This window comes from Spirillospora sp. CA-128828 (assembly GCF_050945415.1).
Classification (GTDB): Bacteria; Actinomycetota; Actinomycetes; order Streptosporangiales; family Streptosporangiaceae; genus Spirillospora.
On record NZ_CP191986.1, the window covers coordinates 8,148,888 to 8,167,097 of the forward strand.

17 protein-coding genes and 1 pseudogene are annotated in these 18,210 nt (G+C 69.3%); 10 read left to right on the forward strand and 8 right to left on the reverse strand.

The window, feature by feature from the left end:
* Position 1: 1 nt before the first annotated feature.
* The gene (locus ACQPXG_RS39230) at positions 2-1,438 is read right to left on the reverse strand and encodes an FAD-dependent monooxygenase (RefSeq protein WP_433464203.1); all 1,437 of its coding nucleotides are present in this window, start codon (positions 1,436-1,438) and stop codon (positions 2-4) included.
* A 168-nt stretch (positions 1,439-1,606) separates the two neighbouring features.
* Here ACQPXG_RS39230 and ACQPXG_RS39235 point away from each other — a divergent pair, with 168 nt between their 5' ends.
* Complete coding sequence (locus ACQPXG_RS39235) at positions 1,607-2,443, forward strand: class I SAM-dependent methyltransferase (RefSeq protein WP_433464204.1); 837 nt, start codon at positions 1,607-1,609, stop codon at positions 2,441-2,443.
* Between the two features lie 33 nt (positions 2,444-2,476).
* Here the strand turns inward: ACQPXG_RS39235 and ACQPXG_RS39240 are convergent, their stop codons facing one another.
* Positions 2,477-3,448 carry an SRPBCC family protein gene (locus tag ACQPXG_RS39240; RefSeq protein ID WP_433464205.1) on the reverse strand — a complete coding sequence of 324 codons (972 nt, stop codon included), beginning with the start codon at positions 3,446-3,448 and terminating at the stop codon, positions 2,477-2,479.
* An 11-nt stretch (positions 3,449-3,459) separates the two neighbouring features.
* On the reverse strand, positions 3,460-4,263 hold the full coding sequence (locus ACQPXG_RS39245; protein WP_433464206.1) for an SRPBCC family protein: 804 nt from the start codon (positions 4,261-4,263) through the stop codon (positions 3,460-3,462).
* Positions 4,264-4,629: 366 nt separating this feature from the next.
* Between ACQPXG_RS39245 and ACQPXG_RS39250 the strand changes: the two genes are divergently transcribed.
* The 5 genes from ACQPXG_RS39250 (at position 4,630) to ACQPXG_RS39270 (ending at position 9,716) form a co-directional block, all read left to right on the forward strand.
* Positions 4,630-5,877, forward strand: a complete 1,248-nt coding sequence (locus tag ACQPXG_RS39250; protein WP_433464207.1) for an extracellular solute-binding protein — start codon at positions 4,630-4,632, stop codon at positions 5,875-5,877.
* Positions 5,878-6,822 (forward strand): carbohydrate ABC transporter permease, encoded by a 945-nt coding sequence (locus ACQPXG_RS39255; protein WP_433464208.1) that lies wholly within the window; start codon positions 5,878-5,880, stop codon positions 6,820-6,822. It abuts the gene before it with no gap.
* A 104-nt stretch (positions 6,823-6,926) separates the two neighbouring features.
* Positions 6,927-7,742 (forward strand): carbohydrate ABC transporter permease, encoded by an 816-nt coding sequence (locus tag ACQPXG_RS39260; RefSeq protein ID WP_433464209.1) that lies wholly within the window; start codon positions 6,927-6,929, stop codon positions 7,740-7,742.
* The gene (locus ACQPXG_RS39265) at positions 7,739-8,620 is read left to right on the forward strand and encodes an ROK family protein (protein WP_433464210.1); all 882 of its coding nucleotides are present in this window, start codon (positions 7,739-7,741) and stop codon (positions 8,618-8,620) included. Before ACQPXG_RS39260 ends, ACQPXG_RS39265 begins: the two co-directional genes overlap by 4 nt.
* A gap of 67 nt (positions 8,621-8,687) precedes the next feature.
* Positions 8,688-9,716 (forward strand): hypothetical protein, encoded by a 1,029-nt coding sequence (locus tag ACQPXG_RS39270; RefSeq protein WP_433464211.1) that lies wholly within the window; start codon positions 8,688-8,690, stop codon positions 9,714-9,716.
* Between the two features lie 35 nt (positions 9,717-9,751).
* Here ACQPXG_RS39270 and ACQPXG_RS39275 read toward each other — a convergent pair whose 3' ends face one another.
* The gene (locus tag ACQPXG_RS39275) at positions 9,752-10,225 is read right to left on the reverse strand and encodes a hypothetical protein (protein ID WP_433464212.1); all 474 of its coding nucleotides are present in this window, start codon (positions 10,223-10,225) and stop codon (positions 9,752-9,754) included.
* An 81-nt stretch (positions 10,226-10,306) separates the two neighbouring features.
* Complete coding sequence (locus ACQPXG_RS39280; protein ID WP_433464213.1) at positions 10,307-10,696, reverse strand: ATP-binding protein; 390 nt, start codon at positions 10,694-10,696, stop codon at positions 10,307-10,309.
* Between the two features lie 133 nt (positions 10,697-10,829).
* Between ACQPXG_RS39280 and ACQPXG_RS39285 the strand changes: the two genes are divergently transcribed.
* Positions 10,830-11,609: a helix-turn-helix domain-containing protein gene (locus tag ACQPXG_RS39285; protein WP_433464214.1), complete on the forward strand. Its 780-nt coding sequence runs from the start codon at positions 10,830-10,832 to the stop codon at positions 11,607-11,609.
* Entirely contained in the window at positions 11,606-11,776 is a 171-nt protein-coding gene (locus ACQPXG_RS39290; RefSeq protein WP_433470127.1) for a DUF397 domain-containing protein, read from the forward strand. Before ACQPXG_RS39285 ends, ACQPXG_RS39290 begins: the two co-directional genes overlap by 4 nt.
* 191 nt (positions 11,777-11,967) lie before the next feature.
* On the opposite strand, the pseudogene ACQPXG_RS39295 reads toward ACQPXG_RS39290, so the two are convergent.
* Positions 11,968-12,090 (reverse strand): annotated as a pseudogene (locus tag ACQPXG_RS39295) (transposase); the annotation flags it as partial.
* A gap of 147 nt (positions 12,091-12,237) precedes the next feature.
* Between ACQPXG_RS39295 and ACQPXG_RS39300 the strand changes: the two are divergent.
* Positions 12,238-12,909: a hypothetical protein gene (locus ACQPXG_RS39300; protein ID WP_433464215.1), complete on the forward strand. Its 672-nt coding sequence runs from the start codon at positions 12,238-12,240 to the stop codon at positions 12,907-12,909.
* Between the two features lie 656 nt (positions 12,910-13,565).
* Positions 13,566-15,629, forward strand: a complete 2,064-nt coding sequence (locus tag ACQPXG_RS39305; RefSeq protein WP_433470128.1) for an MMPL family transporter — start codon at positions 13,566-13,568, stop codon at positions 15,627-15,629.
* Between the two features lie 205 nt (positions 15,630-15,834).
* Here ACQPXG_RS39305 and ACQPXG_RS39310 read toward each other — a convergent pair whose 3' ends face one another.
* The gene (locus tag ACQPXG_RS39310) at positions 15,835-17,286 is read right to left on the reverse strand and encodes an ATP-binding protein (RefSeq protein WP_433464216.1); all 1,452 of its coding nucleotides are present in this window, start codon (positions 17,284-17,286) and stop codon (positions 15,835-15,837) included.
* Complete coding sequence (locus tag ACQPXG_RS39315; RefSeq protein ID WP_433464217.1) at positions 17,283-17,966, reverse strand: response regulator transcription factor; 684 nt, start codon at positions 17,964-17,966, stop codon at positions 17,283-17,285. Before ACQPXG_RS39315 ends, ACQPXG_RS39310 begins: the two co-directional genes overlap by 4 nt.
* Between the last annotated feature and the right edge of the window lie 244 nt (positions 17,967-18,210).

An 18,210-nucleotide genomic window follows, 5' to 3' on the forward strand; every position in this document is an offset into this window, starting at 1 on the left:
CCTATGCCGCGCGCGTGAGACGGGCCAGGTGGGTCCGGATCACGGTCGCGTCGCCGGTGCAGGCGACGTAGCCGTCCGGCCGGATCAGGACCAGGGCGGAGCCCCCGTAGGCGGCTCGGGCCTGGCCGCCGGGATCGGTGTGGTCGCCGGATTCGCCGATCGCGACCACGCGGACGTCCGGGTGCTCGATGTTCACCGGCGTGCCGAAGGCCAGCAGGGTGGCGTGGGGGCCTCGCAGCAGGTCGTGCAGACGTGTCCGGGCGCCCGTCCTGTCATGAAGGACGGCGTCGGGGGCGCGGGTTCCGCCGAGCGGGCCGGCGGAGAGTGAGCTGTCGGGGTAGGCGAGGAGGAGCTGCTGAGTCTCCTCGCCGCGCTGGTGGGCGTCCGCCTGGCCCTCGACGGCCTTCTGGTACAGCTTCGTGCTGATGCCCAGGACTCCGGCGGCCACGGGGAGCCGCTCCTCCTCATAGGTGTCGAGCAGCGCGGCGGGACCGCCCTTGATGACGGTGGCCAGTTTCCATCCGAGGTTGTAGGCGTCCTGGACGCCGGTGTTGAGGCCCTGGCCGCCGGCGGGCGAGTGGACGTGGGCCGCGTCGCCGGCGATGAAGACGCGGCCGTCCCGGAATCGTTCGGCCATCCGGATGTTGACCCGGTAGATCGAGCTCCAGGTGAGCTCCGTCAGCCGGATGTCGGTGCGGTCGGTGCCCTCCTCCAGGGTCTTCTGGTAGGTGGCGAGGGCGAGGTCCGGGTTCTCGCCCGGCTGGAGGGGGGCGGTGAACTGGAAGTCGTCGGTGCCCGGGAGCGGGACCAGCCCGATGCGGAGCGTCTGAGTCCGCATGTCCGCCCAGGTGTGCCAGTGCTCGCGGTCCAGATCGGCGGTCCGGACGTCGCCGATGAGCATGCGCGCTTCTTCGCGGGTCTCGCCCGCGAAATCGATGCCGAGGGTTTTGCGGACGACACTTCTGCCGCCGTCCGTGCCGACGAGATAGGCGGCGCGAATGGTCGTCCCGTCGGCCAGCGTGGCGGTCACCCCGTCGGCGTCCTGGGTGAAAGAGGCCAGCTCTCCCCGTTCGACTTCGCCGCCCAGTTCGGTCAGGCGGTCGCGCAGGATCTGCTCGGTCCGCCACTGCGGGACCATGAGGACGTTCGGGTACGGGACGGCGTCGGACGGCGTCTTCGGTTCGCTCATCCGCCCCTCCCACACGACGTCCGCGCCCGCGTAGGCACGGATGAGCGGGTACAGGGCGCCCGTTTCGAGGATCGCGCCGACCACCCCGAGGTCGTCGAAGACCTCCAGCGTGCGGGGCTGCAGCCCCTTCCCGCGCGACCCGGCGCCGATGCCCGGGTCGATGATCCGGTGGCGGACGCCGCGCCGGGCGAGGTCGACCGCGAGGGTGAGGCCGGCAGGGCCGGCACCGATGACGAGGACGTCGGTCATGATGTTCTCCCTTCTCTGGTCCGAGTCTCGGGAGACGCCCTGTCAGACCGCTGTCAGACCGCTGACAGCGATAATGTGACGGCACGTTCATCGGTAATTAATTTTTCTCTGATATGCTGAAGAAAAGGCCTTGTAGGCTCCCTTTTCGAGCGAAAGGGGAGCAGGTCGATGAACGACGGAGAACCCAGTTCGACGGCGCTTTCTTCGGCGGCGGCACGGGCGGCACATCTGGTCGCGGACGGCACGCCGAAGGTGTTCGAGGACACGCTCGCGGCCCGGCTGATCGGCGGCCTCGCCGACGAGATGATCGGCTATCACCGCACCCGCGGCGAGCACATCATCCTGGCAGGGACTAGGGCGGTCACGACCGTCCGGAGCCGGTACACGGAGGCGCGGATCACCGCGCACGGCCAGTACGTGATCCTCGGCGCCGGGCTCGACACCTACGGATACCGCGGCGACCCGGGCGTCCGCGTCTTCGAGGTCGACCACCCGGCCACCCAGGAATGGAAGAAGGGGCTGCTGGAGACGGCCGGAATCCCGGTCCCGGAGAACGTCGTCTTCGTGCCCGTCGACTTCGAGGCCGAGGATCCGGTGGAACGGCTCGCGTGCAGCGGATTCGACCTCGGCCGGCCCGCGCTCGTCGGCTGGCTGGGCGTCAGCTTCTACCTCACCCGGGACACCGTCGCGAAGACCTTGGGCGAGATCGCCCGGCTGGCGCCCGGTAGCGAACTCGTCTTGGACTACGCGCTCCCCGAGGGCATGCGGGACGCCGAGGGGGACGCGTACGCGGAGATCGCCGAGCAGGTCGTCCGGGACGGCGGCGAGCCCCGGCGGTCCGCGTTCGCGCCGGACGAGATCAACGCGCTGCTGAAGGACCGCGGGTTCGAGGTGGGCGAGAACGTGAGCGTGCGGGACGCCGTCCCCGCCCACCTGTGGCGGCGCACGGACGCGCTGCGGCCGTTCGACTGCTTCCGGCTGGTCAGGGCGGCCGTCACGAGCTGACCGGCGAGCGCGCCCGGACGCCTTTCGGCTCCGTCAGCGGGCGTCCTCGTACTCCTGCTCGCGCTCCTTGCGGTCGCGTTCCTCCTCGTCCAGCGCCTCCTCGTGCGTCCGGACGACCTCGCTGTCGTGGATCTCGCCGCGCCACCCCTCGACGTCGTCCGGATGCGTGAGCGACTGCGTCATCACGTACCGGTGGAAGTGCTTCAGTTCGAGGCGGGCCCGGCGGCCCTGGGCGCGCCAGAGGTTCCCGGTCCTCTCCATGAGGCCCTGCGGGTGGTACTCCAGCACGACGAGGACGCGGGTCAGGTTCGGGGAGAGCTTGTGGAAGCTGACCGTGCCGTCCACGTGTCCCTTGGGTCCCTTGGAGCGCCACACGATGTGCTCGTCCGGGACCTGCTCGACGATCGTCGACTCCCACGTCCGGCTGGACCAGAAGATCTTCGCCTTCCAGCTCAGCTTCGTGTCATCGGCCTGCTCGACGCTGACGACCTTCTTCATGAAGGACGGGTAGTCCTGGAACCGCGTCCACTGGTCGTACACGAGGCGGCGCGGCGCACCGATGTCGATGTGCTCCGCGATGTTGGTGACCTTCACCTTCTTTCCGCCGCCGCCCTTCTTGGGGCCGCCCTCCTTGGGGCCGCCGCCGGGGAGGGCGGCGCCGACGGTGTCCTTGACCCGCCCGAGGACGCCCTGGCCCTGCTCCTCGGCCGTGGACTGCTCGTCCTTCTCGTCGGTCTGCTTCGTCTTCGAGCCCTTCTCCTCGTCGCTCGGGCCGGACGAGCCGTCGTCACCGCGACGGCCGCCCAGAACCCGGCTCGCCGCCACGGCCGCTCCCGCGCCGAGCAGGACGCCGCCCGCGGTGCCGGCGGCCCGGCCGCCCGGCAGCGACTTCGGAAGCTTCTTGGTGATGGCGCCCAGGTCGGGACCGCGCCTGCGCCGGCCGACCGGCAGCCGTTTGGTGATCTGTCCGATGGGCGAGCCGCCCATCAGGCTTCCGCGTGCCATGGTCTGCTTCCTCACTTAGGGGTTGTGACGATCTCGCCGTCGCGGATCTCGCCGCGCCAGCCCCCCGCCTCGTCCGGGCGGAGCAGCGAGCGCGTCATCACGTGACGGCGGAAGTGCTTCAGTTCGAGCCGGGCCCGGCGGCCCTGGGCGCGCCAGAGGTTGCCGGTCCGCTCGACGAGGCCGCCGGGGTGGTACTCCAGGACGAGCAGGACGCGGGTCAGGTCGGGGGCCAGTTCGTGGAAGCTGACCGTCCCGTTCACGTACCCCTTGGGTCCCTTCGAGCGCCACACGATGTGCTCGTCCGGGACCTGCTCGACGATCGTCGACTCCCACGTCCGGCTGAACCCGAAGATCCTCGCCTCCCAGCTCAGCTTCGTGTCGGACGCCTGGTCGACGCTGATGACCTTCTTCAGGAAGGACGGGTAGTCCTGGAACCGCGTCCACTGGTCGTAGACCAGGCGGCGCGGCGCACCCACGTCGGTCCGTTCGACGATGTTGGTCGGTCGCCCCCTTCGTCCCCGCCCGAAGATGCGGGCGAGCGTCTCCTTCAGTGCCGTCCAGCCGAAGCTCATCAGCGCGCGGAACGGGGACCTGCCCTCGCGCAGCGCGCCGATCCCGGCCAGCACGGCCTTGGCGAGCGGACCCGCCTGCTCTGCCTTCGCGGTGAGGCGCCGGACCTCCTGGTCGAGCCGGCGTTCGAACCGGGTCGCGAGGGCGTCCAGCATCCGGCGCCCCAGGCGGCGGGCCGAGAGCGCGGCCAGGGCGCCGCCGGCGCCCGCGGCGGTGCCCACCGCCAGACCGGTCCGGAAGGTCATGTCCCGCCCACCTCATCGTCTGGTTCGCGTACGGCGCCGAATTACCCGGTCAAGTTGGGACAAAACCGGCCGTCAGCAAGGAGCGAGGTCGGCGGCACCGCTGGCCGGATCAGGACGGCGGCACTGCTGTGCTCAGAGTGAACGCCGGGACGCTGCTGTCGGACGACCAGACCAGTCCAGCGTGGACACCGGACCAGACCGGCGTCCCGGCGACCTCGCATAACGGTTGAGAGTCGTGCTCAATGGGGCTCTTGAACTGGTACGGACCAGTGTTTATCTTCGTCCCCACCACGCGCGTTTGTGCTCGGTGGCCTATCGCACCGCGCACTATTTTTCATGCGCGAAAGCCGGAGAAGGCGGAGACAGATGAAACGGCACCTCATGGGCGTCGTCGCCGCGGGCCTGACCGTGGCCCTCGGCGTCAGCGGATGCGGCAAGGGCAGCTCGTCGGGTGGCGACTCCGACGGAAAGACCATCAAGTTCGTCGCCGCGATTTACGACGACAACACCAAGCCCTACTGGGACGCCCTGATCAAGGACTTCGAGGCGAAGAACTCGGGCTACAAGGTCAACCTGGAGATGGTCGACTGGACTCAGATGGACGCCAAGGTCAAGACCTACGTCCAGACAAAGCAGGTTCCCGACATCCTCAACTACAACGCCTTCTCCGACTTCGCCCGCGACGGCCTCATCTACAAGGCCTCGGACGTGGTGTCGCCGGGCACGCTCAGCGACTTCACCCCGACCTTCGTCCAGCAGGCGCAGTACAACGGCGCGCAGTACGGCCTGCCGTTCATCTCCAGCGCCCGCCTGCTCTTCTACAACAAGGACCTGTTCAAGAAGGCCGGCATCACCGACCCGCCCAACACCTGGGACGAGGTCAAGGCCGACGCGCAGAAGATCAAGAAGGCGGGCACCACCGGCTACGGGCTGCCGCTCGGCCCGGAGGAGTCGCAGGCCGAGTTCTACTCGTGGGCGATGAACAACGGCGGCGGCTGGGTCGACGCGTCCGGGAAATGGGCCATCAACCAGAAGGCCAACGTCGACACGCTCGCCTTCCTGAAGGACCTCAACAAGTCCGGGCTGACCCAGCCGAACCCGGAGACCACCGACCGCAAGACGGTGTTCAACCAGTTCGCGCAGGGCAAGATCGGCATGGCGATCGGCGGCCCGTTCACCAAGGCCGGATTCATCGACCCGGTGAACAAGAACCTGAACTTCGGCGTCGCGCCGCTGCCGAGCAAGAGCGGTAGCGAGCACAACACGCTCGGCGTCATGGACGTTCTCGCCGCGTTCAAGAAGGACGACGGCAAGAACAAGGAGGCCATCAAGAAGTTCCTCGACTTCTTCTACCAGAAGGAGAACACCTCCAAGTTCCTGAGCACCGAGGGCTTCCTGCCGGTGACGAAGTCGGCCGGTGACGCGCTGAGCTCCGACCCGTACATGAAGCAGTTCGTGGACGCGCTTCCGACGTCGAAGTTCGCCCCCACGTCCAACCCGGCGTGGTCCGCGGTCGCGGGAGCCGTCAAGCAGGACCTCGGCTCCTCCGTCGCGAACGAAGACCCGAAGAAGGTCCTGGACAAGATCCAGAAGACCGCGGAGAAGGCCGGCTGAGTGCACGACCTCAAGGCCAAGGAGCGGGGGGCCGGTACCACCCCGGCCCCCCGCCCCTCCTTCCTCCGGCGGCTCGGGCGCGCGCTGACTCCGCTGCTGTGGCTCGGCCCGTCCCTCGCGCTCATCGCGGTCGTGGTGCTGTGGCCCGTGATCGAGATGGTCCGCACGTCCCTGCAGAAGATCAGCTCGTCCGGTGTCACGCTCGGCTACCGCGGCGGCGGGAACTACACCGACCTGTTCGGCGAGGACGACCTGATCCCCGTCGTGCTGCGGACGCTCCTGTGGGTCATCGGCGTCGTCGTCGTCACGATGACGCTGTCGCTGGCCCTCGGGCAGCTGCTGAACGCCCGCTTCCCCGGCCGCCGCGTCGTCCGCTGGGCCGTCGTCGTCCCGTGGGCGGCGTCGGTGCTGATGACCGCGCTGATCTGGAAGTGGATGCTGGACAACTACTCCGGCCTGGTCAACCGCGTGCTGCTGGACCTGCACGTGATCGACGAGCCGGTGAACTGGCTGGCCCACCCCACCCAGGCGATGCTCTGGATGATGGGGGTCGCGGTGTTCGTCTCGCTGCCGTTCACGTCGTTCGTGATCCTCGCCGGGCTCCAGACGATCCCGGCCGACGTCTACGAGGCGGCCCGCGTGGACGGCGCCGGGTCCCTGCGCACCTACTTCCGCATCACGCTGCCGCTGCTGCGCCCGGCCGTGCTGATCGCGTCCATCATCAACGTGATCAACGTGTTCAACTCGTTCCCGATCATCTGGGCGATGACCGGCGGCGGCCCCGGCCACAAGACCGACACCACCACCACCTTCATGTACAAACTGGCCTTCTACGACCAGAACGTCGGCGAGTCCGGCGCGATGGCGGTCGTCAACTTCGTCCTGATCCTCGTCATGGTGCTGCTGTACCTGCGCGCCGCCCGCTGGCGGGAGGAGGTCCGATGACCGCAGCGAAGCGAGGATCATCGGACCTCCGGTCACGGGGGTCTGGGGGTCGCCCCCCAGGAGGGAAGGGTCCGATGACCGCAGCGAAGCGAGGGAAGGGTCCGATGACGCGCCGGATCGTCCTCGCGGGCGTCGGCTGGCTGGTCGCTCTGGCGTTCCTGCTGCCCTACCTGCAGATGTTCGTCACCGCGCTCAAGCCCGAGCGCGAGCTCACCAAGTCGCCGGGCACCTACCTGCCTTCGCACTGGACGTGGTCGAACTTCGTGGACGTCTGGTCGGCGGCGCCGGTCTGGACGTACATGCGGGTCTCCCTCACCGTCGCGGCCGCCGCCACCGTGGTCACGCTCGCCTGCGCGATGCCCGCCGCCTACTACACGGCCCGCAACCGTTTCCGGGGACGCGGCGCATTCCTGCTGCTCGTCCTCGTCACGCAGATGTTCGCGCCGACCGCCCTGGTGATCGGCATCTACCGGGAAATGGTCGCGCTCAACCTGACCGACACCCTGATGTCGCTGATCCTGGTGAACGCGGCATTCAACCTGCCGTTCTGCGTCTGGATCCTGCACGGCTACTTCTCCAGCATCCCGAAGGAACTGGAAGAGGCCGCCTTCCTGGACGGCGCGGGCCGCGTCGGCGCCCTCACCCGCGTCACCCTGCCCATTTCCATGCCGGGCGTCGTCACCGCGGTCGTCTACACGTTCATCTCGGCGTGGAACGAGTACATCGTCGCGCTGACGGTCACCGCGTCCCCCGACCGCCGCCCCCTGACGGTCGGCATTCCGTCCTTCGTGACCCAGTACCAGGCACACTGGCAATACCTTTTCGCCACGTCCCTGATCGCGATCGTCCCCGTCGTCATCCTGTTCGTCTTCATCGAGCGCTACCTCATCGGCGGCCTGACCGCGGGCTCGGTCAAATGACCCTGATCGGCCTGGACGTCGGCGGCACGACGATGAAGGCCGCCCTGGTCGACGGTTCCGAAGTACTCGCGACCGAATCCCGGCCCACCGACCGCACCGACCCGGTGGGCGGCATCCTGGACTTCGCCGCCCACCTCTCGTCCCGTGCCGCCTCGCTGGGCTCGCCCGCCCGCGCGGCCGGCATCGCGCTGCCCGGAATCGTGGACGAGGCGACGGGCACGGCCGTCCATTCCGCCAATCTCGGCTGGCGCGACGTCCCGATTCTGCACCTGGCGCGCGAACACCTCGGCATCCCGGTCGCGATAGGCCACGACGTCCGCACCGGCGGCCTCGCCGAAGCGGTTCTCGGCGCGGGCCGCGACGCGGGCGACTTCGTCTTCATGGCCATCGGCACCGGCATAGCCGCCGCCCTGATCCTCAACGGCACGCCCTACCCCGGCACCGTCGGCTGGAGCGGAGAAATAGGCCATGTGGTGGTCCGCCCGAACGGCGAGGACTGCGCCTGCGGCAACAAAGGCTGCCTGGAAACTTACGCGTCCGCCGCCGCCATCTCCCGCCGCTACGGCGATTCCGTCCCGGCCGAAGAGGTGATAGCCCGAGCCGGAAGGAACGAGGAACGCGCCGCCGGGGTCTGGTCGGACGCCCTGGACACCCTCGCGGACGGCCTGGCCGCCACGACCCTCCTCCTGGACCCGGCTCTGCTCGTCATAGGCGGCGGCCTGGCCAAGGCCGGCGACGCGCTCCTGAAACCGTTGGAATCACGCCTCACCACCCGCCTGAAGTTCCGCGCTCCACCCCGCATGCTGCTCACGGAACTGGACGACCAGGCGGCCGTGAACGGCGCGACCATCCTCGCCCGGCGGCTCCTGGACGCCTGACAGTGCGCTCCCGAGGGTTCGCGGGACGTTCACGCACAGGCCAGGACCCGCACGTAAGGTGCGCGGAATGAGAAACGATCTTGAATTGTCGCGGCGCCGGGTGCTCGGCGGTGTGCTGGCCGGCGGGCTCGGCGCCGCCGTGCTGGGCGCGGGCCGTCCCGCGGCGGCCTCGGCCCGGCGGCAGGTGCTGATCGCGACGAACGAGCCATGGGGCACCTACCACGTCAAGCCGCTGCTCGCCGAGGCCGAGCGCCAGGGCGTGCGGCTCACGCAGCTCGTGCCGGACCTCACGAAGATCACGCCGGGCGACCCGGTGCCGGTGGCGACGCCGGACGACGCACCACGCGCCGACCTGCTCGTGGTGACCGGCGCCGGAGACTGGCCGCTGGAGTGCGCGGCGCGGTTCGGGAAGCTCCCGCTGATGGCCGGTTCACTCGCCTACCTGGGACCGCAGGAGGCCCCGGGGGCGGCGCGGCTGCGGCGGCGGCTGCGCGGCATCACCTCTTCCTCCCCCGCCGAGGGCCGGGCGTTCGCCGGTTACCTGGGCACCCGGCGGCACATCCGGGTGGTCGGGTCGCCCCAGACCGACGATCTGCCCGCCCGCGCGCCGGAGGCGGGACTGGTGCTCGTGCTCACGAGCGTCACGCACCCCGACCAGACGGGTGACGCGGCACCCGGGACCGAGCTGCTGCTCGCGGCGGCGAAGGCCCTCCACGAATCGGGCCGGCGGATCCTGGTCGGGCTGCACCCGCGCGAGGACCGCAAGCTGTGGGAGCAGTACGAGATCAGCGACGTACCGTCCGTCCAGGCGTCGGCACGCGCGGAGGCCGCGATCGGCATCCCGGGCACGGTGTTCCCGCTAGTCGCCGCAGTCGGAACCCCGGTGGTCGGATGCGTCGACCCGGCCCTGAGCGTGCCCGACTACCTGCTCTCGGTCTGCTCGTCCACAATCGACGACGCCGCAGACGCGGTGACGGCCATCGCAGGCGCTCATCTCCCCGACCAGGCGACCCTCGCGGACGCGGTGGGCCCGATCGGCGGCTCCGCCAAGCGCCTCCTGAACACCTGGACACACCACCACGGCCTGGCCCGCTGACCGCGCGGGGGCGCCCGGCCTGGCCGCGCCGGTGTTCAGCCATCCGGCCGCTCGAAGGGGCTGTGGCGGAGCGCCTCCCCCATGGCCTCTTGAGCCTGGTAGTAGCGAGTCTGCAATGCGAGGCGCCGTTCCCGCCCAGTCGGCTGATCGAAGAACTTGTACGCCGCGGCCTGGTAATCGTCCATCGCGGATCGGACCCCGTCGCTCAGGCAGCGCGCGGTGAGCCGGGTCGCCTGGTTGAGGAGGCGCATCGTGGCGGCCTCGTAGTGCCCGTCCTTCCACGGCCGGGTGGTCGCCACGACCGCCTCATGCAGATCGAGGACGATCTGCTGAAGCTCCGTCAGGGTCGCGCGGTCGAGCTCGTACCGCGTGACGGTGAACTGCTCCTGCCGGGCTGCCCGCTCACGGGACAGCACCCGGCGGTCGGTGAGCGCCTGGCCCCACATCGTCAGAGCCGACCCCGCCAGCAGGCTGCCGACCGGGATCAAAGCGGTGGCCCAGTCCGTCATCCGGTGCCGTCCTTTCCGGGCGGAACGATCCCGGCCAAGGATTCTCGCGAATTTCAGCCCGGACGTACAGCGGCGGCCACCTCACGGGAGCACGGGCTCGATCTCGGCCCAGACGGCCTTCCCGCCCTCGCTCAGCGGCCGGGTCCCCCACCGGCGGACGAGTGCCTCCATGAGCAGCAGCCCTCGCCCGCTCTCAGCCGCGTGGTTCACGGGGCAGACCACCGGCACCGCATCGGAGCGATCCCACACCTCCACCACGGGAAGGCCGTTCTCCCTCCGGTAGGCCCGCACGACCACCAGGTCGCCGTCACCCGACCCGTGCACGATCGCGTTCGCCGCCAGTTCGCTGACGACCGTCCGGGCAACGTAATCGTCGAGCCCCCACGCCCCGAACACGAGCCCGACGAAATCCCGCGCCTCCCGGATCGCTCTCACATCCGCCTTGATCACAATCGTCGCCGGCTCGTCCATCCGATCACCTCCGCGTTTCGTCGTGACTTAACGCAAAAGGTCGACCACGTCGAGTAATATGGACAGCAAAGCGTGGCAACGCAGCACGAGTGCTTGCGTCTGCTTGCAGGCATTTTCCGAAAGGTGAACGCCCATGCGGTCGAGAAAGCCCACCCCACAGACGATCGCCTTCGGCATCGAGCTGGCTCGGCTCCGCGAAGATGCCGGACTTTCCCGACTCGAACTGGCAAACCGGATACCGGTGAGCCGCAGTTACATCGGCCAAGTGGAGAACGGCGCCACCCGCTGCACCAGGGAGTTCGCGACCGAACTCGACAAGGCCCTCCAAGGCGGAAGCGACATGGTGGACGCCTGGGACGATCTCCTCAAGTCCAGCCGCTACCCACCCTGGTTCGCCGACTACCCCCTGGCCGAGGGCACCGCGTCCTTACTTCGCGCCTTCGAGACGATGTTCGTCTACGGCCTCTTCCAGACCCCGGCCTACGTCCGCGCCCTTCTCGCGGACGATGCCGCCGCCGAGGCCCGGCTCCGCCGCCAGGAGGTACTCAAGCGCGAGAACCCACCGATGCTCAGCATCGTCCTGCTCGAACACGTCCTCTGGACCTGCATGGGCAGCGCCGAAGTCATGCGGGAACAGTGCGAGTATCTCCTGGCCGCCTCAGAGTGGAGCAACGTCACCCTCCAGGTCGCCCCTACCGGCTACTACCTGGGTCTTGAGGGACCCTTCAACCTCGCCACCCAGCCGAGCGGCGATGAGTTGCTCCACATGCCTGCCGCCAGGGGCGGGCTCACAACGAACGACCGAGAGGATATCTTGCACATTGTCGGCGCTTTCTCGGCGTTGCAGGCGCGCGTCCTGAGCGTGGACGACTCCCGCGAGTCCCTACGGAAGGCGGTTGTTCGATGGACATGATCAGGTGGCGGAAGGCTAGTCGAAGCGACGGCCAGGGTGGCGCATGCGTGGAGCTGGCACGGTTCCCCGAAACCGTTGCCGTCCGCGACTCCAAAGACCCCAGCGGCCCCCAACTCCACTTCACCCCCAGTGCCTTCCGCGCCATCCTCAACGACCTCAAGCCCTAGCGCCCCCGGCAGAAGGCTCGGCCAAAGCCGTCCACGAGGTTTCCTTAGTACGCGTTGAGAAGGATCTCGTTGTAGGTGTTCGAGGGGGCGTCGGGCTTGGATGAACCGCTTGCGTCCCCACCTTCTTGCCCGGACATCGAGCATCCGCAGCGTGGCCCGCTGCTTCTCCCACCGCACGAAGTCCCAGCACAGGGCAGCCACCGCCATGCGCAGCCGGTGCGCACCACGTACAGCACCGCGTCCGCGATGTCACGACGCGGGTGCATCTCCGGGCGGCCTCCGCCGCCGGCCGGTGGCAGCAGCGGCACCACCAGCGCCGCTCAGACCGAGTCCGGCGGCCGCTCGCTCAGCACCTTCATCGCATGGTCGCCGATGACGATGAGGTCGATGAGCTGCACGGAAGTAGACATGTATCCACTGTCAGCACTCCCGCCTGACCGGCAAGCCGCTCGGGCGGCGCATTGCCGATCGGCGCCGACCAGCGACGGTCCTCTGAGAACGACCGCCAGAAGAGCGGTCCGCAAAGAAAACTCGGAGGACCCAACGTGTCTACCAAACGACGCGGGACCATCGCGCTGTTCCTGGCGCTGCTGGCACTGCTCGCAAGCGGCTGCGGTCTCGGAAAGACCGACGGCCGGCAGCCGACCTACGCCGAGGTCTGCGCGCAGAAGGCGAAGATGCTGGCGAACCTGCCCGGCACCGATGCCCTGACGCAGGCCCTGGAAGCCCGGAGGAAGTCGGAAGACGTCTACGCCGTCATCTGGGTCGACGTCCATCGCCTCCAGGCATCCAGCTGCCCCGGCAGCCCCGAAGCCGATCCCCAGTTCATGGCGATCGAGAAGTACATGCTGACCACCGCGATCGACAAGGTCGAGCCGGCAGTCTTGAGCAAGACCATCTACCGGCCGGTCGCTTCCGAATTCGCGGCCGTGGTCCATCTCTCCGGCTCCAAGGACACCGCGCTGGAGAGTTTCCAGCGGCTGATGGAAACGGTCGACGGGGATCTCACGAAGACCGGCATCGGCGGGAATGGCCCGCGGAGCGACACCTCGGTATCCGGCTACCTGTTCGTCGGAGCACAGGGGAACAGTCACTGGCCCGACCGGGCCTCGCGGCTCGGTCCTGGTCGATGAACTCCTCCCAGCGTCACTGACGGCGCCGGGGAGCCAGCCGAGGGCGGGACGGATCACAACGATCCGTCCCGCCCTTCCTTGTCGTGCGAGCCCCTTCTCATCCGCCACAGGCATGGGCGTGCGCGGCGAAGGTACCTGGCTAGTATCGCGACACGTTGCGAGCGGCTTCCGCGGATCCTGTGGTTGATCGGGCCAAGAGAGATCCTCGGCGGCACGGCCCCCTGTACCTGGCACGTGGCGACGGCCCGCCGTCCGCCGAGCCCGACGCCCCCTCGAACACCTATAACGAGATCCTTCTCAAACACGCACTTAGCTTGTTCTTTAACCTGAGTGTTTCTTGCGTTTTTGAAGCGTGGTGCCCCGTTTGGTGGTTTTGCCGACGTCGTAGCGGTTGGCGGGCCGACGTTCTTCGAGCCGGGTGGGCGTCCGGGACCGGCGGATCAAAGTGCCTTCCAACACCGGCGGATCACCGTCGCGGTTACTTCACAGGCTCTAACGGTTGTCTCAGGTTCGCTCGTTAGGAAGTAGCCATCAGATAGGCGATGTAACCCGTATGTAGGAGGCTAGTGATGGCAGTCAACGCAGCGCCGTCCGGGGAAGCGCCGGCCGGTCGGTTGGCAGGCCGGTGGGTGCCGTGGTTGGTGATTGGCTTGTGGGTGGTGCTGGCCGCGTTCATGGTGCCGCTGAGCGGAAAGTTGAGTTCGGTCACCACCGACAGCGCCGCGGACACCCTGCCGGCCAGCGCCGAGTCCACCAAGGTCGCGGTACTGGAGGACAGTCTCCCCGACGGTGACGACAACACGTTCGTCTTCGTGTACCACCGCGCCGGCGGCATGACCGACGCGGACCGCGCGACGGTCGAGCGCCACTACAACACCCTTGCCAAGCGGTACCCGCCGAAGGTGGCGGCCCCGGCCGGCGGCGACGACGAGGGCCCACCGACGAGACCCTCCACCGACGGCAAGGCGATGATGTTCACCCTCGAGGTGAGCACGACCTACGGCGCACCGGAGGCCATCGTCGGCCCGTTGCGTGACGCCGCGAAGGACCGCCCCGCCGGCCTGGAACTCGAGGTGACCGGCCCGGCCGCGGTCGACGGCGACATGGACGCCGTCTTCGACGGCATCGACTTGCAGGTCTTGCTCACCACCGTCCTCGTCGTCACGCTCCTGCTCATCCTCACCTACCGCAGCCCGGTGTTGTGGTTCATCCCGCTCGTGGCCGTGGGCGCGGCCGCACTGACCGCGATGGCGACCGTCTACCTGCTCGTCAAGGGCTTCGGCATCGTGGTCAACGACCAGAACTCGGCGCTGCTGACGATCCTGGTGTTCGGCGTCGGCACGGACTACGCGCTGTTGCTCATCGCTCGATATCGGGAGGCACTGCACCACCACGAGAACGTCCGGGTCGCGATGGTCTACGCGCTACGCGGCGCGGCGCCGGCCATCGTCGCGTCCGCGGCCACCGTGATCGCCGGCCTGCTCTGCCTGCTCGCCGCCGACCTGAACAGCACCAGCGGGTTGGGCCCGATCGGCGCGGCCGGCATCCTGTGCGCGCTGGTGGCCATGCTGACGCTGTTCCCGGCGGTGCTCGTGGTGCTCGGCAGGCGGATCTTCTGGCCGGCCATCCCGCGGTTCAGCACGGCCATGGAGGAGAAGCCGGGGCCGTGGGGACGGCTTGGCGCCGCCATCAGCCGCCGCCGGTGGGTGGCGACGCTCGGCTCGCTCGGAGTCCTCGGCGTGCTCGCCCTCGGGCTGGCGGGCAACACCGGCCCCCTGCGGGAGCAGGACCAGTTCCTGTCCGCACCGGAGTCGGTCACCGGCTTCACCGTTCTCCGCCAGCACTTTCCGGAGCTCGGCGGCCAGCCGATGACGATCTTCACGCGGCCGGCGTACCAGGAGCGGGTGCTCGACATCGTCAAGGGCACTCGCGGTGTGGCCCTGGCCATCCCGGGCCAGACCAGCGGTGGCTGGGCCGACATCTCCGTGTTCCCGACGGACGCGCCGGACACCGTCGCAGAGTACGACACGATCAAGCGGGTGCGCACCGCCGTGCACCCGGTGAGCGGGGCGGAGGCGATCGTCGGCGGGCCGAGCGCGGAGAACCTCGACACCGAGGTGACCACCAGCCGCGACGAGAAGCTGGTGATCCCGCTGGTGCTCGCCGTCGTCCTGATCGTCCTCGGGCTGCTGCTCCGAGCGATCGTGGCCCCGCTGGTCCTGATGGCCACCGTGATCGTCTCATTCGCCGCGGCCTTCGGCGGCAGCGTGTTCGTCTTCGACACGATCCTCGGGTTCAAGGGCGTCGACTATTCGGTGCCGCTGCTGGCGTTCCTGTTCCTGGTGGCGCTCGGCGTCGACTACAACATCTTCCTGGCCAGCCGGGCCCGGGAGGAGACCGTGCGCCTCGGCACCAGAGAGGGCATGCTCAAAGCCCTCTCCGCCACCGGTGGCGTCATCACCTCGGCCGGCCTGGTCCTGGCCGCCACGTTCGCGGTCCTCGCCACACTTCCGCTGGTGATGCTGATCGAGGTCGGGTTCCTGGTCGCCTTCGGCGTGCTGCTCGACGCCCTGCTGGTGCGGTCGGTCCTGGTGCCCGCCCTCACCCTGCTGATCGGCCGGCGGATCTGGTGGCCGAGCCGGCTGTCCCGTCCAGCGGCGGAGCCGCCGGACGGTCAACAGCCGCTCGCCGACGACGAGGAGCCCACGCTGCAACGGTGAGCGCGGCGGCACGAACGAGATCCGGGACGGGGCCCAGGCCCGTCCCGGATCTTTTCATGGGCCCGACGGTCACCGCCCCTTGGTCCTGCGCCGTGCGGCCGGGGCTGGGGTCGGCGCATCGCGGTGTCCTGCCCCGACGGTGAGCCGCGCGGGGCCATGCCCGAGGGCCGCCGTCCCTTGTCCTGCGCCGCGCCGCCGGGGCGGGTCACCGCGGTGCGGTGTCCTCCCCGGCGGTGAGCCGCGCGATCGGGGCGGGCGGGGCCGCGGCCGGAAGGTCGACCCGAAGCAGCGCGCCACCGCGTGCGGAGCGGGCGACGGTGGCCCGGCCGCCGTGGGCGTCGACGACCCGCTGCACGATCGACAGCCCCAGACCGGATCCCGGCAACGCCCGGGCGCTGTCGGCACGGTAGAACCGGTCGAACACCCGCGGTACGTCGGCGGCGTCGATGCCCGGCCCGGCGTCGTCGACCTCGAGCACCGCCGACGCGCCCTCGGCACGGAGCCGGACCTGGACCGGCTGGTCCGCGGGGGACCACTTGCCGGCGTTGTCGATGAGGTTGAGCACCGCCCGCTGGAGCGCAGCGGGACGCCCGCTCACCCACACGGAGGTCACGTCGAGCGCGACCTCGATGTCGGGCACGCGGGAACGCGCCCGGGTCGCGGCGGCCACCGCCACGTCGGCGAGGTCGAGCAGCTCGGTGTTCTCGTCGCTGACGTCACCGCGCGCCAGGTCGGTCAGCTCGGCGGCAAGGGTGCTCAACTCGGCCACCTGGGCGCCGAGATCGTTGAGCAGCCGGGTCCGGCTCTCCGCCGGCAGTGCGCTGTCCAGGGTGCCGCGCCGATCGAGCCGGATCAGCAGCTCGACGTTGAGGCGCAGGCTGGTGAGCGGGGTCTTGAGCTCGTGGGCGGCGTCCTCGGCGAGCAGCCGCTGGGCGCGCCGGGAGTCCCGGAGCGCCGCGAGCATGTCGTTGATCGACTGGATCAGCCGCCGGATCTCCCCACCGCCCTCATCCGGGATGTCGGCGTCGAGATCCCGGGTGTTCGCGACACGTACCGCGGCGGCGGTCAGCCGGTCGATCGGTGCCAGCCCGGTCCGCGCCACGGTCCGTCCGACAAGGGCGCCGCCGAGCACGCAGAGCAGCCCGAGCAGCAGCATGCCCAACCCGAACCGGTTGATCGGGCTGTCGTCGGCGACGCGGGCCACCTGGACCGCGCCGTCGCCCGCCCGAAGCGTGTAGATGAGGTAGCCGTCCTCGTCGCTGTCGTTCGACTCCATCAGGTCGGCCGACGCGCCACGCGCCACGCGCCCGGCGTGCTCGCTGACGGGGGGCAGCGCGGGTTGGCCGGCCGGCGTCCGGGTCGAGCCGTCGCGCAGGATGACCCGCACCAGCCGACCGGATCCGGGATACGGCGGTAGCTGGACCTGCGCCAGACCGGCGCGCTGCGCGTTCGTCGCCAGGACGCGGGAGTCGGCGCGTAGCTGATTCTTGGCGGTGTTCTGCAACTCCCAGCCCAGTAGCTCGCTGGCCATCTGGAAGGCCACGAACACGTTGACCGCGATGGCCGTCGCCGCGATCACCGTCATTCTGGTCCGCAGGGACCGCCGGCGCCACCATCGGGTCAGCCGGCGCGGTTCCCTGCCGGCGGGCCTGCTCACGGAGGAGTCTCCCGCAACGTGTATCCCAGGCCGCGTAGCGTGTGGATCAATCGCGGCTCACCCTCGGCCTCCATCTTGCGGCGCAGGTAGCTCACGTATACCTGAAGGTTGTTGGCGGTGGCGCTCATGTCGAAGCCCCAGATCGCCTCGAACAGCGCGTCGTGGGTCAAGACCCGGGTCGCGTTGCGCACGAGGACCTGCAGGAGGGAGAACTCGGTCTGGGTCAGGCGCAGCGGCCGCCCGCCACGCCACGCCTCGAACCTGTCGGGATCGAGGCGGACGTCGGCGAACGACAGGATCTGCGACTCCCCGTCGGTCGGCGTGCGCCGGCGCAGCAGGGCCCGCACCCGGGCCAGCAACTCCTCGGTGGCGAACGGCTTGGGCAGGTAGTCGTCGGCGCCCGCGTCCAGCCCCGTGACCCGGTCGGAGACCTGGTCACGGGCGGTCAGCATCAGCACCGGCAGATCCCGACCCGCGGCCCGCAACCGCCGGCAGGTCTCCAACCCGCCGAGGCGGGGCATCATCACGTCGAGGATCAGCAGATCCAGCGTGTCACCGCCGGCCCCACCGACCCCGTCGAGCACGGCGAGACCGTTGGCGACGGTGCTGGTGTCGTAACCCTCGACCTGAAGCACCCGCTCCAGCGACTCACGGATGGCCCTCTCATCATCCGCGATCATGATCCGCACGCCGGCCCGCCCCCTTCCAGTCGATGCTTTTGCCGCTCATTGTCCCCGATCAACCTGAGACCAGGATTAGGGCGTCGCTGGGGACCGCGCTCTTAGCTTGTTGTTAACCCATGGTGGTCGGTGGTGACCCCTTGTTGGCCATGGAAACAGCTCTTGGTCGATTCCAAGGGCCATCTCGTTGAACAGTGTGCATGACGTGTGTCCGGTGGACGCGGCCGGGGAGCTGGCGGGTTTC

Excerpts from the sequence above, each read along its gene's own strand:
- ACQPXG_RS39240 (WP_433464205.1), bottom strand. The coding sequence starts at position 3,448 with ATGGCACGCGGAAGCCTGATGGGCGGCTCGCCCATCGGACAGATCACC.
- ACQPXG_RS39275 (WP_433464212.1), bottom strand. The coding sequence starts at position 10,225 with ATGACGGACTGGGCCACCGCTTTGATCCCGGTCGGCAGCCTGCTGGCG.
- ACQPXG_RS39270 (WP_433464211.1), top strand. The coding sequence starts at position 8,688 with ATGAGAAACGATCTTGAATTGTCGCGGCGCCGGGTGCTCGGCGGTGTG.
- ACQPXG_RS39280 (WP_433464213.1), bottom strand. The coding sequence starts at position 10,696 with ATGGACGAGCCGGCGACGATTGTGATCAAGGCGGATGTGAGAGCGATC.
- ACQPXG_RS39230 (WP_433464203.1), bottom strand. The coding sequence starts at position 1,438 with ATGACCGACGTCCTCGTCATCGGTGCCGGCCCTGCCGGCCTCACCCTC.
- ACQPXG_RS39245 (WP_433464206.1), bottom strand. The coding sequence starts at position 4,263 with ATGACCTTCCGGACCGGTCTGGCGGTGGGCACCGCCGCGGGCGCCGGC.
- ACQPXG_RS39265 (WP_433464210.1), top strand. The coding sequence starts at position 7,739 with ATGACCCTGATCGGCCTGGACGTCGGCGGCACGACGATGAAGGCCGCC.
- ACQPXG_RS39290 (WP_433470127.1), top strand. The coding sequence starts at position 11,606 with ATGATCAGGTGGCGGAAGGCTAGTCGAAGCGACGGCCAGGGTGGCGCA.
- ACQPXG_RS39235 (WP_433464204.1), top strand. The coding sequence starts at position 1,607 with ATGAACGACGGAGAACCCAGTTCGACGGCGCTTTCTTCGGCGGCGGCA.
- ACQPXG_RS39315 (WP_433464217.1), bottom strand. The coding sequence starts at position 17,966 with ATGATCGCGGATGATGAGAGGGCCATCCGTGAGTCGCTGGAGCGGGTG.
- ACQPXG_RS39250 (WP_433464207.1), top strand. The coding sequence starts at position 4,630 with ATGAAACGGCACCTCATGGGCGTCGTCGCCGCGGGCCTGACCGTGGCC.
- ACQPXG_RS39285 (WP_433464214.1), top strand. The coding sequence starts at position 10,830 with ATGCGGTCGAGAAAGCCCACCCCACAGACGATCGCCTTCGGCATCGAG.
- ACQPXG_RS39260 (WP_433464209.1), top strand. The coding sequence starts at position 6,927 with ATGACGCGCCGGATCGTCCTCGCGGGCGTCGGCTGGCTGGTCGCTCTG.